Annotated in this window: 15 protein-coding genes, 1 tRNA gene and 2 pseudogenes; 4 read left to right on the plus strand and 14 right to left on the minus strand. The window is 47.6% G+C overall.

Going from position 1 to position 14,203, the window contains the following annotated elements; all coding sequences use genetic code 11:
* The 5 genes and pseudogenes from WN56_RS11820 to WN56_RS11840 form a co-directional block, all read right to left on the minus strand.
* Positions 1-603: pseudogene (locus WN56_RS11820) on the minus strand (molecular chaperone); the annotation flags it as partial.
* A gap of 175 nt (positions 604-778) precedes the next feature.
* Positions 779-997: a DUF6500 family protein gene (locus WN56_RS11825; RefSeq protein ID WP_046073027.1), complete on the minus strand. Its 219-nt coding sequence runs from the start codon at positions 995-997 to the stop codon at positions 779-781.
* Positions 998-1,014: 17 nt separating this feature from the next.
* Complete coding sequence (locus WN56_RS11830) at positions 1,015-1,527, minus strand: methylated-DNA--[protein]-cysteine S-methyltransferase (RefSeq protein ID WP_046075208.1); 513 nt, start codon at positions 1,525-1,527, stop codon at positions 1,015-1,017.
* 134 nt (positions 1,528-1,661) lie between these two features.
* Positions 1,662-2,045, minus strand: coding sequence for a hypothetical protein (locus WN56_RS11835; protein ID WP_046075209.1), 384 nt, complete (start codon positions 2,043-2,045; stop codon positions 1,662-1,664).
* 150 nt (positions 2,046-2,195) lie between these two features.
* Complete coding sequence (locus WN56_RS11840) at positions 2,196-2,696, minus strand: hypothetical protein (protein WP_156146675.1); 501 nt, start codon at positions 2,694-2,696, stop codon at positions 2,196-2,198.
* A 33-nt stretch (positions 2,697-2,729) separates the two neighbouring features.
* Here WN56_RS11840 and WN56_RS11845 point away from each other — a divergent pair, with 33 nt between their 5' ends.
* The gene (locus WN56_RS11845) at positions 2,730-3,752 is read left to right on the plus strand and encodes an IS110 family transposase (RefSeq protein ID WP_046075211.1); all 1,023 of its coding nucleotides are present in this window, start codon (positions 2,730-2,732) and stop codon (positions 3,750-3,752) included.
* Positions 3,753-4,127: 375 nt separating this feature from the next.
* On the opposite strand, the gene WN56_RS11850 is transcribed toward WN56_RS11845, so the two are convergent.
* Together WN56_RS11850 and WN56_RS16775 are read right to left on the minus strand one after the other, a co-directional pair.
* Positions 4,128-4,928 (minus strand): hypothetical protein, encoded by an 801-nt coding sequence (locus WN56_RS11850; RefSeq protein ID WP_046075212.1) that lies wholly within the window; start codon positions 4,926-4,928, stop codon positions 4,128-4,130.
* A gap of 77 nt (positions 4,929-5,005) precedes the next feature.
* Positions 5,006-5,179 (minus strand): DUF3606 domain-containing protein, encoded by a 174-nt coding sequence (locus WN56_RS16775; RefSeq protein WP_077639274.1) that lies wholly within the window; start codon positions 5,177-5,179, stop codon positions 5,006-5,008.
* A gap of 404 nt (positions 5,180-5,583) precedes the next feature.
* On the opposite strand from WN56_RS16775, the gene WN56_RS17165 reads away from it, so the two are divergent.
* Positions 5,584-5,733, plus strand: coding sequence for a phage integrase N-terminal SAM-like domain-containing protein (locus WN56_RS17165; protein WP_077579000.1), 150 nt, complete (start codon positions 5,584-5,586; stop codon positions 5,731-5,733).
* Positions 5,726-5,953: pseudogene (locus WN56_RS17170) on the plus strand (tyrosine-type recombinase/integrase); the annotation flags it as partial. The gene WN56_RS17165 and the pseudogene WN56_RS17170, both read left to right, overlap by 8 nt.
* Before the next feature lie 195 nt (positions 5,954-6,148).
* Here WN56_RS17170 and WN56_RS11860 read toward each other — a convergent pair.
* The 5 genes from WN56_RS11860 to WN56_RS11880 all read right to left on the minus strand — a co-directional run bounded on the left by WN56_RS11860 (position 6,149) and on the right by WN56_RS11880 (position 11,045).
* A tRNA-Ser gene (locus WN56_RS11860) sits at positions 6,149-6,239 on the minus strand.
* Between the two features lie 133 nt (positions 6,240-6,372).
* Positions 6,373-7,212, minus strand: coding sequence for a phosphate ABC transporter ATP-binding protein PstB (pstB, locus tag WN56_RS11865; RefSeq protein ID WP_197075756.1), 840 nt, complete (start codon positions 7,210-7,212; stop codon positions 6,373-6,375).
* A gap of 46 nt (positions 7,213-7,258) precedes the next feature.
* On the minus strand, positions 7,259-8,563 hold the full coding sequence (gene pstA / locus WN56_RS11870) for a phosphate ABC transporter permease PstA (RefSeq protein ID WP_046075215.1): 1,305 nt from the start codon (positions 8,561-8,563) through the stop codon (positions 7,259-7,261).
* Positions 8,556-9,938: a phosphate ABC transporter permease subunit PstC gene (gene pstC, locus WN56_RS11875; protein ID WP_046075216.1), complete on the minus strand. Its 1,383-nt coding sequence runs from the start codon at positions 9,936-9,938 to the stop codon at positions 8,556-8,558. The genes pstA and pstC overlap by 8 nt, the downstream gene beginning before the upstream one ends.
* 66 nt (positions 9,939-10,004) lie before the next feature.
* Positions 10,005-11,045, minus strand: a complete 1,041-nt coding sequence (locus WN56_RS11880) for a substrate-binding domain-containing protein (protein ID WP_046075217.1) — start codon at positions 11,043-11,045, stop codon at positions 10,005-10,007.
* A 293-nt stretch (positions 11,046-11,338) separates the two neighbouring features.
* Between WN56_RS11880 and WN56_RS11885 the strand changes: the two genes are divergently transcribed.
* A complete protein-coding gene (locus tag WN56_RS11885) occupies positions 11,339-11,809 on the plus strand; it encodes a hypothetical protein (RefSeq protein ID WP_046075218.1) in 471 nt (156 codons plus the stop codon).
* A gap of 83 nt (positions 11,810-11,892) precedes the next feature.
* Here the strand turns inward: WN56_RS11885 and WN56_RS11890 are convergent, their stop codons facing one another.
* Together WN56_RS11890 and WN56_RS11895 are read right to left on the minus strand one after the other, a co-directional pair.
* Complete coding sequence (locus WN56_RS11890; protein ID WP_046075219.1) at positions 11,893-13,512, minus strand: methyl-accepting chemotaxis protein; 1,620 nt, start codon at positions 13,510-13,512, stop codon at positions 11,893-11,895.
* A gap of 128 nt (positions 13,513-13,640) precedes the next feature.
* Positions 13,641-14,102 carry a DUF3429 domain-containing protein gene (locus tag WN56_RS11895; RefSeq protein ID WP_231637438.1) on the minus strand — a complete coding sequence of 154 codons (462 nt, stop codon included), beginning with the start codon at positions 14,100-14,102 and terminating at the stop codon, positions 13,641-13,643.
* Between the last annotated feature and the right edge of the window lie 101 nt (positions 14,103-14,203).

Below are 14,203 nucleotides of genomic sequence, written 5' to 3' on the forward strand. Positions count from 1 at the left end.
ATAGTCCAGACCGGCAGCGACCGGTTCAAACTGAAATTCAATCTGTTTAAAACCCGCCCGCTTAGCCGCATTGAGCAAAATACCCTCGGCTTGGCGGTTTGCCGTCTCGCCTCCACGACCTTGAAAATTGATCGGCCGACCGATCACTGCATCAGTGATACTCTGTTGGGTTTGGTGGTCGGCTTGGGTTTTGATGTTATCCATCATTGCGCATACGAGATCTTCAAAAAAGCGCAGTTGAGCATCACGTAAACCTGATGCGCCAAGGAAAGATTTAGGGGATTTCACGTAGTACATATCGCGCGGATCATCGAGATAGCGATCGAGCGCCGCTTGACCAAACGCCATGTCCTCCACCTCAAGTTCAATACTTTCCTCTCGATTTACATGGTTCGCGCGGCGCAACATCTGCTCGCCAATCGTATCTAGCGGCTTGATGCCCCGATGACGAAACAGATACTCAGACACCGATTCGCGCGTAGGTGCGGCAAGGGAGGAAGGAATAAACGTGCTATCCCCTTCTAGGCGTAACAGCGTCGGCTGACCATTTTCAATCTTTGCCACCGAACAATTGGCTGTACCATAGTCAAAGCCGATATACATAAATGCCTCTCACCGCTGAAAAAGTCGGCAATGCTACCTCAACCGTCGCGGGATTTCTAACATCAGAGCGACGAAGCCAGTCTGGCTGTCTGGGCCTGTGCCCCGCTACCCAGTGCCATCCTTGTGAACCTGAATTACACCTTGTCGGCAAAATAGGCCATGATTTCCGCAGCCGTCATAAATTATTTTTGATCATCTCTTTGATGACTCGTGCCTTAACAAAATGATCTAACTGATGGGTCTGTATCCACCATGTTGCAGCTTCCATCAACTGCTCTGGATCGTCATTTTTATTTTTGAAGAACGCATAAAATGACACGCTGACATTCTCGCCTTTCGCTTTGATTTTTTGGTCACATACTGCCAGGATTTTCGCTCTCAGCTCCGCTCTCATACGCCCCTACTCTATCCTTAAATGAATAAGTTCTGCTCTAGTTCTAAAAGGCGCTTTTTCAGTGACAAACCGCCACCATAGCCAATGAGCTCCCCTTGGGTGCCGATAACCCTGTGACAAGGAATGATGATCGCCAACGCATTTGCGCCATTAGCATTGCCAACCGCGCGCACTGCGGCTTCATTACCAATCGATACTGCCAGCTCTTGGTACGTCGCCCTGTCACCGTACTGAATGTTGCTTAATGCATTCCATACCGACTGTTGAAAATCGGTACCCGCCAATAGTAAAGGCAAATCGAAAACTTGTCGCTCACCCAAAAAATATTCCTCGAGCTGAACGCGAGTAGCGGCTAAAACATCATCGCTTTTTTCTACAAACTCAGCGTTAAGAATTCGTTTAATGCGCTCATCAACGGCCCTTCTCATCTTGCGATATCGGAAGTCACACAAGCAAAGCTTACCTTGATAAGAGCCAAGGATAAATTCGGCATAAGGATGTTTATAATACTGGATATTTATTGTATTCATTATTTTCTCTTATAAATGATTCATCCATTAAATACGTAAGAATGAACAATAACCTACTTTTGATAACCTTTGCTCAGTGTCTAGTAAAACGGATCAAGTCCAGAATCACTCTTAAATTGCTTGTTAGCAACCATTTACAACGGTTCACTTAATACCGATGTCAGAATCGTATGACTTGTCCGACGCATAGTAAAACAGCGAAATAGTCCTGTTTGCTTTATTTCATTGAACAGGTCTTGATCGTTAATTGAAAAGACATGCTGAATGCTTCTTTCGCTGTCACACTGATTAAAACCTCGATTAAAAGATTCAACAATTATATCTTTAATTTCCTGGTCTGAGCCATATTTATAGATTTCGTGCGCCCCTCCGATGTGCTTCAAGATTGGGCTTTTCCCGATCCCATTTTCACCGAAAAGAACTAAGGGCTTCATATCATTATTTCGAATTGCTTTTGCTAATACTGCTATATCTTTTCGAAACTCAACTTCACTTACAAACTCAACTGATTTTGTCATCTTATTATTTCCTTATACGTAGGTGTAGAGTCGTGGTTGCTAACGCCTGCAATAAGGTGTGCCCCACTGAACCAACCAAGCACACTGAACTGCGAACCAAAACCGCCGAGCGTAACACATCACCTTGATTACTCTGTTAAACCGCTGGACTCAGTAGCCAAAAAAAACCCAACCAAGGATTGGTGAACCTACAATAGCAGTGATGACTCCCCAAAAAATACCAGTATGATACTTATTCCAGTATTTGAGTTTATTTGATGACTTTAATGCTTGTCTGTAACCCATGTCTGTGAAGTAATACATGCACCGGTCACGTACTACAAAATTGTTTTTAGCCATCCCGTTAAAAATAGCCTTCATTATCTGTTTGTCATGGTAGTCGCATAAATTGGAAAGAGTGCGTTGCTCGTGAATCAATATTAATAAAGCAGAATGGTTCTCTTCGAAAAAATTTTCTGGGATAAATTTAAATGAACCAATCTGGGCACTAGTTTTATGCCTCTTATTGTATTTTACGTACATTAACTTTAATACTTGATGTAATTTAACGTCAGCAATATTCACTGAGTCATCTCTAGGGTTCATATAATCTCCAATTTCACGGTACGGTTTAACGAATGACATGGATTCCCCCTCTTGAGAATCTGCCACACTTAGGTGCGGCCTTTAATACCGGAGGTAACCATGCCTACTCAATTCTTTTGTGGCGTTGATCTCGCCAAGCACCACTTTTCTCTTCACGCGGTGGATGACCACGGAAAAGTCATTCTCCATAAATCTGTTTCACGCGCTAAACTACTGGCTACATTAGCAAATATGCCTACAATGTGCATAGGCATTGAGGCCTGCAGTGGGGCACATTATTGGGCCAGAGAATTCAACAAGCTTGGTCACGATACCCGTATCATGGCCGCAAAGTACGTCGGTCCTTATCGCACAAAAGGAAAAAATGACCTGAACGATGCCGTTGCCATTTGTGACGCTGTTCAGCGTCCAAACAGCCGGTTCATTCCTGTTAAGTCACCCGAACGCCAAGCGATTCTCGCGACTCATCGTGTACGTGAGCATTGGGTCAATGAACGTACCGCCCTCATTAATCGTATTCGTGCATTACTGGCAGAGTTCGGCATTATTATTCCAACGGGACGAGCCGCCATTCACAGAGAAGTACCACTCATTCTCGAGGCAGCAGAGAATGGCCTGCCTGATATTGCTCGTGCTGTCGTGGCCGATTGTTTTGACCACCTACAAACACTTAATCAGCGTATCGCCGATACCGAGCAGTGTTTCGATATGGTTACCAAGGCCAGTCCTAATGCTCAGCGTATTCTTAATGTTCGCGGCATTGGCCCACAAACAGCAACGGCGATTATCGCCACTATCGGAAAAGGCGAGCAGTTTGATTCCGGTAGAGACTTTGCTGCTTGGCTTGGATTAGTGCCCAAACAGTACTCTACCGGAGGAAAGCCGCGATTAGGTCGTATTAGTAAGCGAGGAGATAAATATCTCAGAACGCTCTTAGTGCATGGCGCGAGAGCCGTCATCACGAACCTAGGTGATAAGCAAGATAGGCTCAGTGTCTGGGGGCGAAATATCCTTGAGCGACGTGGCATGAATCGCGCCATTGTCGCTCTCGCAGCCAAAAATGCACGTATTGTGTGGGCGTTGTTGCACCATCAAACAGATTATCAAGACTACGCGGCCTAACTCGTCACTGTCGTAAGGAGAATACACCAACCGGGTCATTGCACACGCAAGTTGATGAGTATCGGTGAAGACCATTTGCAGAGAGCCTGTTAATGCGGCGGGCACCTTGATGCCTTCTAACGAATTAGGCACTGCAACCGCGCAATGTCATCAGGGCCATGACGTGAGTCAGTAAAAGGCCGAATGTAGAGCGGCAGTCCAAACCAAACTCAATACGCTTCGCGAATGCTTGACGAACGGGGGAATCCATGTAGCTTTGCTAAGGTGCAGCTAACCGACCACTGAACCCAAGCCAAGCCACCGTAAACACTAAAACTTACCGAACCAAAAACGCCAAAGGTTAGCTGTCACTCTTAAGCAATTTGTTATATGCATTTACCATTGAACATAAGCGCTCAACATATTGATAACCCAGTCCAAAATACCATTAATGATAAGGAGAGCAAAAGCAACTATTAACCCGCCAACGAGAGATTGCCACACCCAAGTCCAACGGTAACGTCCAGCTCTGATAAACCTAATGTTGGGGAACAAGCGGTTCACTAAGTTCAATAACTGTTGATTAATGTAACCCCAAGCATTCGAAAAAATAAGAAAGGTAAATAAAAACGTAATGACAAACGCATTTTCTATTTTAACAAACGGGTAGACTTTCAAGGTGATAAGAAGACTCGCCACAAAACCAAGCCCAACGCCTAAGATTTGGATTAATAATTGCGTCCAAGCATTACGGATTTTTCCGTTATGATTTTGATACTTTTTTATTACCTCCAATAACCCACAAAAAACTGAATCAACTAGATCGCCATCATCAGATGAAATTTGAAGGTACGTATTATTTGGGTCATTGGAGTCAAAACGTAACTCTATACTCGTACCCTGTTGCTTATTAGAAAAGACAGCTCGATTTGAATCCAACGTATAAACAATGCGCTCTACTTTTGAAGCTTGTGAATAGTATTTTTTTACATCAGAAAAGTCGGTTAACTTATAGCCACGGTTGTCAAAACGAATAACGTAATTTAAAAGCAAAAAATCTTCTTGAACCGCTTCCTTCTCTTCCAACACTTCATTAGAAGATCTTTCTCTATCACTTAGAAAGTCATTAATTTGCTGCAAGAGCTCTTCATTTACCGACACATTTTTTATGTGTTGATCTCTCAAAAATGTTCCCACTAAACTCCCCTATGCATATAACGCCGCCAGCAGAGGCGCGAGCTTGCGAGCGTCCTGCTGACTGGCATTGTTAAATGCTATAAATACTGCTGCACATCTCTGGCATAAGTGCTGTCTGCCGCCTTCACTGCTGCCTTCAATTCTGCTTCTGTACAACCGAAGGACTTGCACCAATTTCTAACTTCCGCTGGGTCATTAACGTCAATCCTGCGTTTATCGTCCGGCGCAATAATGTTTTTGTTGTCTGGCATAATGACTCTCCTTTTGTGGTGATCTTATGGAATAAGACCAAGCTTTCATTTTCATTTAACATTGTATTAGTGCGCGTGCTCGATTTGTCAAAACCGTTATACGCGTCATTTTTTAACTAACTACCTATAATTAAACACATTTTTACCGCTTGAAGCAATCACCTTGTCTGCGAAAGTGTGCACGCCGCCTATCTCGGACAAGGCGTTCACACTATCCTCAAAGGATAATTTTTAACCCTTTGATTATACTACACTAATATTTTCCCTTTCGGCGATAATGTGAATGTGTCTCGAAAAAGTGCGCACACTATTTGGGTTTCCTTACCGATAGGCTGTATGAATATACAGTCTTAGATGGAGGGAAAGGATCATGACCAAAAGCCCGTTTATGGCAAGCCTTCAGCATGAGATTAGGCGACGAGGATGTAAAAACGTTTCTGTCTTATTTGGCGAATGCGCAGCAAGTTTCAACGAACACACAAAAGGTAGCTCTCAATGCACTAGCCTTTCTTTACAACCAGTTTTTAAACCAACCGCTAGGTAAGATTGCGTAAAGCCTTAAACCGTGCGGTGCAAAAGGTCGGCATCACCCATAACCACGTTACCTGTCATACGTTTCGTCATAGCTTTGCCACACAGATGCTTTTGGCGGGTTACGATATTCGCACCATTCAAACCTTATTGGGCCATACCGACCTCTCTACCACGCAGATCTATACCCATGTGATCGGGCAACAATTTGCGGGCACGACAAGCCCAATGGATTTGCTTTAACACCCACGCTACCGCCGTTGGTTAGCGGCGTCCAAAAATGCCATGTAAGAGGCAGAAATATAAAGGGTTAGAATACCAAAGTGCAGAATAGCTGTTTAGGCACAAACGCCTAAAATGTTGGTGAGGTCAGGGTTTGGGAGTTTGCGGGACAATAAATGCAAAAAAGCCGCTGACTGAGCAGCGGCTTTCGGTATGTGGCGGAGAGATAGGGATTTGAACCCTAGAAGGGCTATTAACCCTTGCCGGTTTTCAAGACCGGTGCTTTCAACCACTCAGCCATCTCTCCGGAACGGGTCGTATAGTATGAGCAGAGGTGGCTGATGTAAAGTGACTTTTTGCACTTTTATCGCTAAATGCTGAAATAATCAGCAAACGCCCCTGCTCTATAACCAATGGCGCTGGGTCAGCGCCATATCGGCTTAACCAAAGCGACCGTTAATGTAGTCAGAGGTCAGTTTGTGCTCAGGGTCATTAAAGACTTTTTGTGTGCTGTTTACTTCAACCAAGTCGCCAAGGTGGAAGTAAGCGGTGCGATCAGACACACGTGCCGCTTGCTGCATCGAGTGCGTGACGATCACAATGCTGAAGTTTTTCTTCAGATCGGCAATCAGCTCTTCAATGATACCCGTGGCAATGGGGTCTAACGCCGAGCAAGGCTCATCCATCAAGATCACTTCAGGCGCGACAGCAATGGTACGTGCGATACACAGACGTTGCTGCTGGCCGCCTGATAGGCCTGTTGCGGGCTGATCCAGGCGATCTTTCACTTCGTTCCAAAGCCCTGCCCGCGTCAGTGATTGCTCAACCAATGCATCCAACTCGTCTTTGCCGTCAATCAAGCCATGGATACGTGGGCCATATGCCACGTTATCGTAAACCGATTTCGGGAATGGGTTAGGACGCTGGAATACCATGCCCACTTGCGAGCGAAGCTCCACAATTTCGGTGTCGCGATGATAGATATCCTCGCCATCCAAAATAATATCACCCGACACTTGGCACCCAGGAATGGTATCGTTCATGCGGTTTAGGCAGCGCAAGAAGGTGGATTTACCACAGCCTGACGGGCCAATCATCGCCAAGACTTCTTTTTCACCAATATCCAGACTGACATCGGTAATCGCTGATTTTGAGCCGTTCTCGTAATTCACAAATACATTACGGGCAGTCATGCGTGGGTTTTCTACGAAAGGTACACCACACGTCTCAGTCGGTGCCGCGGTATTTTGCGGCGTGGCATCTACTACTTCTTCGGTCATGGCTACATTGTTCATTGTTGTCGTCGTCATGGTTGTTTCTCCCGACTTACCAGCGTCGCTCAAGACGCTTACGCAGAATCACGGCACAGGCATTCATAAGCGCGAGGAATGCCAGCAATACCATGATTGCGCCAGAGGTGTTTTCGACAAAGCCCTTTTCAGGGTTCTCTGCCCATAAGTAAATTTGAACGGGTAACGCAGTGGCTGCATCCAGTGGCCCTGAAGGGATATCCACAATAAAGGCCACCATACCAATCATCAGTAGCGGCGCGGTTTCACCCAGCGCTTGTGCCATACCGATAATGGTCCCGGTTAGCATGCCAGGCATAGCTAATGGCAACACATGATGAATCACCATTTGCATTTTCGATGCGCCGACACCCAAGGCGGCGTCACGTACCGAGGGTGGCACCGCTTTGATAGATGCACGGCTCGAAATAATGATAGTTGGCAACGTCATCAGCGTCAGTACCAAGCCGCCAACAACCGGCGCTGAACGCGGTAGGTCGGCAAAGTTGAGGAACACGGCTAAGCCCAGCAAACCAAACACGATCGACGGTACCGCTGCCAGGTTATTGATGTTGATTTCAATAATCTCAGTGATGCGATTACGTGGCGCGAATTCTTCCAAGTAAATCGCGGCTGCCACCCCGATAGGGAAGCTTAATGCCAGTGTCACCAGCAACGTATAGAAAGAGCCTACGGTCGCGCCCCAGATCCCAGCAAGTTCAGCATCACGGCTGTCACCATTGGTGAAAAAGCGCGAGTTAAACACGGTACGAACACGATCGTCTTCTTTAAGCTGGTTGAACCAGCCAATGTGTTTGTCCTTAAACTGGCGATAAGACTCCGGCAAGCTGCCATCGATATTGCCTTTATTAAATTGGTTGACGTTATCGCCGGCGAGTGCCCAAATTTCTACCTCTTGCCCCACCAAGTCAGGGTTGGCCGCCACACGGTCACGCAAGTCATACTCAGCGCCGTTAGACAGAAAACGGAACAGCTCACGTTTGTCACCACGCGACGTCACGTCTGGCATGGCATCAAAAATGGCATCCGCCAGCACTGAGCGATAACCCAAGTATTTAAGGGTTTCGTCATTTAATGGCTTGCCTTCAATACCTAGGTTTTCTTCACTTAAATCAACGGTCAAGCGAATTTCCGTGGTGTAGAAAGCGGTATAACCTTGCGAGACGATCGAGCCGAGCAATAAAACCAAGAAGGTAAACGCAAGGAAAATAGAGCCTATTCCGTAAAAACGAAAACGTCCTTCTTTCCCGCGGCGCTTTGCTAAGCTTGCCCTTACCCTTGCGCGCTTTTCTTGCGCCATTTTTTCGATTTTATCAGTCATATTGTTCCCGGTATTTCTTCACGATGTTCAGCGCAATCACGTTAAGTGCGAGTGTCACAACAAATAATGTCAGACCCAAAGCAAACGCCGCCAAGGTCTTTGGACTATCAAATTCTTGGTCACCCACGAGTAAGGTTACAATTTGCACCGTCACTGTGGTCACTGAGTCAAGTGGATTAGCCGTTAGATTCGCAGACAGACCCGCCGCCATCACCACAATCATGGTTTCGCCGATTGCACGTGAGACAGCCAGCAATAAGCCGCCCACAATGCCAGGTAACGCAGCCGGTAGAACCACTTTACGAACCGTTTCTGACGGGGTGGCGCCCAGTCCGAACGAACCATCACGCAGCGATTGGGGGACAGCGGTGATCACGTCGTCTGACAATGACGAAACGAAAGGAATAATCATGATCCCCATTACCGCGCCCGCAGCCAGAGCACTCTCTGACGAGGCACTGCTAAAGCCGATCGCCTGTGCCACATCACGAATAAACGGCGCGGCGACCAAGGCGGCAAAGAAGCCATAAACCACCGTCGGAATACCGGCGAGGATTTCCAGAATCGGTTTGACGATACCCCGTACACGCGGCGATGCGTATTCGGCTAAATAGATGGCACTCATCAACCCGACTGGCGCCGCAATACACATGGCGATAAACGAGATCATCAAGGTGCCAGTGAACAAAGGAATCGCACCAAATGAGCCACTCGCCGCCTGCTGATCAGCGCGCAATGCAATTTGCGGCGACCACTCAGTGCCAAAGATGAACTCAGTGACCGGAATCATTTGGAAAAAGCGCAACGCCTCAAACAGCACCGAGAGCACAATGCCCAGTGTGGTTAAAATCGCGAGTGTTGAGCAAAGCAGCAAAAACGCCTGCATCACATTTTCAACGCGATTTCGAGCGCGAAGACGTAATCGCAGAGAGCGCCAGCCAAAAGCCAAACCCGCTAACGCGAGCGATGTCATTGCGGTGAAACGCAATGTCGTTCCCAGTTGGTTCAGCATTTGATAGTGGTCAGCCGCTGCCAACAAGACAGCATCGTCAGTTTGGGTGATGCCACGAGCGACGTTTCCAATCTGACTGTATAGCAAGTCGGCGTTGCCGAACTGCGTAACATACGCATCAGATATCTGTGCCATCACCAAACTGTGGATCAAGTTGGGTTCTACCGCTTGCCACAACAATAAGAGAACCAGTGCCGGAATAGCCGCGAGAATCGCAACATAAGAGCCGTAATAATTAGGACGAGAATGAAGCTTACTCAATCCGCCAGCCGTATCGGCGAGCTTGATTGAACGTGCTCGAGCAATAAAAAAGCCTGAAATTGCAATAACAGCAATTACGGTCATCAGCATGGGTGTTGTCATTGTTCCTCCTGAACACGCACAAAGGTGGCACCTCATGTGTGCCACCTTTTCGTGTTCACACTGCGCTTACAGGTTTGGTTTTAGGTCAACTGCGGCGCTGCGTACTTGTTTCCATTCACTGTTGTCGAGTGGGATAAGGCCACGGTCAGCCAGGTAACCCATGTTGCCGATAGCATCTTCAGCAGTGAATGCGGTCACGTAGTCTTTTAGACCTGGGATCACGTCTTCGTGTGCTTTTTTCACGTAGAAGTACAGTGAACGTGATACGGGGTAGTCACCGCTACCAATCGCGTCAAACGTTGGTTCAACACCCGCGATTTTTGAGCCTTGTACCTTGTCAGCGTTTTGCTCTAGGAAGCTGTAACCGAAGATGCCAAGTGCGTCTGGGTTTGCTTCAAGCTTTTGCACGATAAGGTTGTCGTTCTCACCCGCTTCGATGAAAGCGCCATCTTCACGCATGCCGTGACAAATCGCTTTGAATTTGTCTTCGTTGCTGTCTTCAAGCGCCGCCACTTCTGGGTACTCGGCACAGCCCGCTTCCATGGCTAGCTCAACAAAAGCGTCACGCGTCCCTGATGTTGGTGGTGGACCTAGCACCTCAATTTTGGTGTTAGGCAGTGATGGGTTCACGTCTTTCCACGTTTCATTTGGGTTGTCGATAAAGTTGCCGTTGCCGTCTGGCACGGTTTTAGCGAGCGCGGTGTAGATCTCTTTCAAGCTCAAGTCATATTGCTGAGACATTTTCGAGTTTGCCAGCGCGATGCCGTCATAACCGATTTTGATTTCAACAATGTCGTCAACACCGTTTGACTTACAACGGTCGATTTCCGAGCTTTTGATTTTACGTGATGCGTTAGTGATATCTGGCGTGTTTTCACCCACACCTGCACAGAACAGCTTAAGACCGCCGCCTGAACCGGTAGATTCGATTTTTGGTACTGAGTATTGCGACGTGCGACCGAAGCGCTCAGCAACTACAGTAGCAAAAGGGTAAACGGTAGAAGAGCCAACGATGCTAATGTAATCACGGTTTGCGGCCGTTGCGCTACCTGAGGCCAGCACGGCCATTGATACTGTAGTAGCTGCAAAGAGAGCTTTAAGTTTCACATCAACCTCCAAGTCGATTATTTAAGTTAGTGCTGTGCAAATCAATTTATCTACACATAACGAAGAACTCGGTTAACGGGGAGACACATTAAGAGCACAAAGTGACAGTTCCTTTATGCAATCATGAAGGTTTGATGACAGTGCGGCGCATTGGTAACAGATTCAAAAGTTGTTTTTACCACGCTGGCGCTGTGCGTATGGCGGGCTAGGATAGACTCACCAAGGACTGACGCGCGTAGACTCGATGCACCATCGAACGCCCCGTCCTCCACCTTTTTTGATGAGTAAAGGCAATGATAGATGCCAAAGATAATGTCTCGTTAAACGCGCGTGCCGACGAGACACCGATGCATGGCGATACCGTGCCGAGTAAGCCGGTCGTTTTGTTTTTATGCGATGGTAAGCACGGTGCCTCTTTGATGGCCGCCGCGGTGATGGTAAACAAAGCCAGCAGTTTTTTTGAGGTCCACTGCGCACATACATCCAGCACTATGCATACGGCGCAAGCGTCAAAAGCGTTAATTCAGTTTCAACTCTCTACGTCAGGGATCACGCCATCCCCGCTGGCCGAGCTGAGATTGACGTATGTTGATTATCTGGTTGCGATGAACCCCGCTGCCGTGCAATCCGGATTACCATTACCTGATTATGGAAAATTTGTACCCTGGGATGTGACTGAGCATAGCGAGGCAGGCTTGACCGCCGTGCTCCGAACGATCAATCAAAACATTAACTATTTTTTGTCTTTGTACTTATTTCGCTAACGCTGACAGACATTGCCAAGGTAATAAAAAAGTGCGCCGCGTGGGCGCACTTTTTTTGTTTAGTGCCTCGTGCTTAGTGCACATCATCCGAGCCTAAAGGCTTCCGCTTGCTCTTTGATACTGGCGTTTTCTTTTTCCAAACGTTCGTACGCTTGACGGGTTTGCTCCGCCGTCTCGGCAAGTGATTCCGCCGCGCGGTGAATCGCTGACACATTTTGGTTCAAGTCGGCCGCTGCCGTGGTTTGCTCTTCGGTCGCGGTAGCAATCGCGCCTGTCATTTCTGATACCTGCTGCGTCGCATCATTAATGGTGTCAATCGCTTCTGCCGCTCGTTTGGCATCGTCCAGCCCTTTTTGCGTCAACGTTTGGCTATCGCTCATCACTTTGTAGGCTTGACGCGCTTTCGTTTGCAGCCCTTCAATGATTTGATTGATCTCATCGGTCGATGATTGGGTTTTGGTCGCCAATCCACGCACTTCATCAGCCACGACCGCAAAACCTCGACCCGCTTCGCCCGCGCGAGCAGCTTCAATGGCCGCGTTGAGCGCGAGCAAGTTGGTTTGCTCGGCGATAGTGCTAATCACTTCCGAGACTTTACCAATATTTTCGCTGTCTTCGGTTAACGCCTCAATCACTTGCGATGCTTCATTAACTTGGTCTTTTGCCGCCACGCTTTGCTGGTAAGATTGTTCAAAGGTCTGCCGACCTTGCTCCGCGTATTCACGCGTCTTATCAGTGTGCTCCGCGGCATTCACCGTATTGCTCGCCACTTCCCCAAAGGTCGACTCCATTTGTGTCATCGCACTGGCAAGCTGTGACAGCTCGCCACGTTGTTGCTCAACACTGTTCACGGTATGACTGACCTGGGTCGACAGCTCGTCACTGACTGTTTGTAATCGCTTAGTGCCTTTCACTAAAGACCCTATCAGGTCGGTAATGCTTTCTTGCATTTGCGCAAAGGTATTAGCGGCTTGTCCCAGCTCGTCGCGGTTAAAAGCGTTAAGATCCAAACGTTGGGTAAGGTCACCACTTTCCACCCGTTGCATTTGGGTAACCAGCTGCGCCAGCGGCCCACGTATACGCTGTTGTAGCAATAACGCCACACCCGCCATCAGCACAATCAGTGCAACAATCACGGCAATACCGATATAGATTAGTCGCTCGATTTTTTCTGATTCTCGCGTCTTTATCGCATTGGCTTGATCTTCCAACGTCTCTTGCAGCGTGGCCAAGTTGGCAACTATCTGGTCAAACGGTGCCAGCATAGGGCCCAACATTTTGCGGCGCGCATCGTCCAGTCGGCCATTATCGATAAGCGAAATGTAATCGTTTTGCATGTCGCGGTAATTGTTGAGGCGTGTCTCGATGGTGTCTACCGCCTCTGTGTTGCTATCACTGACCGTTAATGCCTTCATTTTATCGAGCGCTTCACCGACTTCTTGATCGTTGCGCTCAATTTTCACCAGAATATCGCGATGCTCTTGTTTGTCATCGGTTAAACCGTAATCGAGTGCGAAGCGGCGATAGGTGACGGTAAAATAGCGAAGATCAGATACGGTGCTAAGCAGGCGCACATTACGCTCTACCACATCATTAAACTGTGCCTTGACGGTGTTTATCTCGCTAAATAGATACGAGCCACTCGCCGCGACCGCAATGCCGAGTGCAAGAAACACCACGCGTAAATACTGTATGATCGTCATTGGTTACCCCGCTGCCCTAAATCTCATTATTAAGTTAATTGTTTTTTTGCGCACGAAGTAACGGGTACGGCCTATTACTGCAATAGGTTCATTCTCAGTAAGGTTTTTCTTGGTGGTCTTTTTACCGTTCACACCACAAAAAGCAGCAATCCATGGCAGGCCACAACCGCCACCGTCAAGCGACCACGCATGGTTTGATAGGCGGAAGACGTGTCCTCACTCTCACTTTTTCGGATCCATTTTTCCGCTAACCATACCGCTAAATAACCGATGGCAAGTAACCCGGTGGCAATCAAGTATTGGGTCGCCCCTTGAATCAACGCCCCCCAGGCCAGTAGTGCAAACAAGTTACTCAGCAGTAACGCATTTCGGCTCAGTTTATGAGAAAAATGATCGATACCATTCCCCCACAGTACACCAGACAAAAAGCTCAAAATCACCGCACTGTAGCTTAAAAATAACTGCTCTCCACTGAGGCCAAATAAGGTCAGATCGGCCCAAGTGACGAGGACACCGCCAATAAAAGGCAGCAAGCCAAGGTATCCAAGTTGCAGCATGGTATCGCGTGAAGCGGATTGTGGTTTCATCATCTCACTCCTAAACAATCTATTAAGGTTTTAATCAATCTTGAGTGTACGAAGACAATCTTCCACTGGCCGTCTTATCGACACATTTCGCTGCTTTTCTCAGC

It is taken from the genome of Salinivibrio sp. KP-1 (assembly GCF_000968645.1).
In the GTDB taxonomy this organism is placed as follows: domain Bacteria; phylum Pseudomonadota; class Gammaproteobacteria; order Enterobacterales; family Vibrionaceae; genus Salinivibrio; species Salinivibrio siamensis.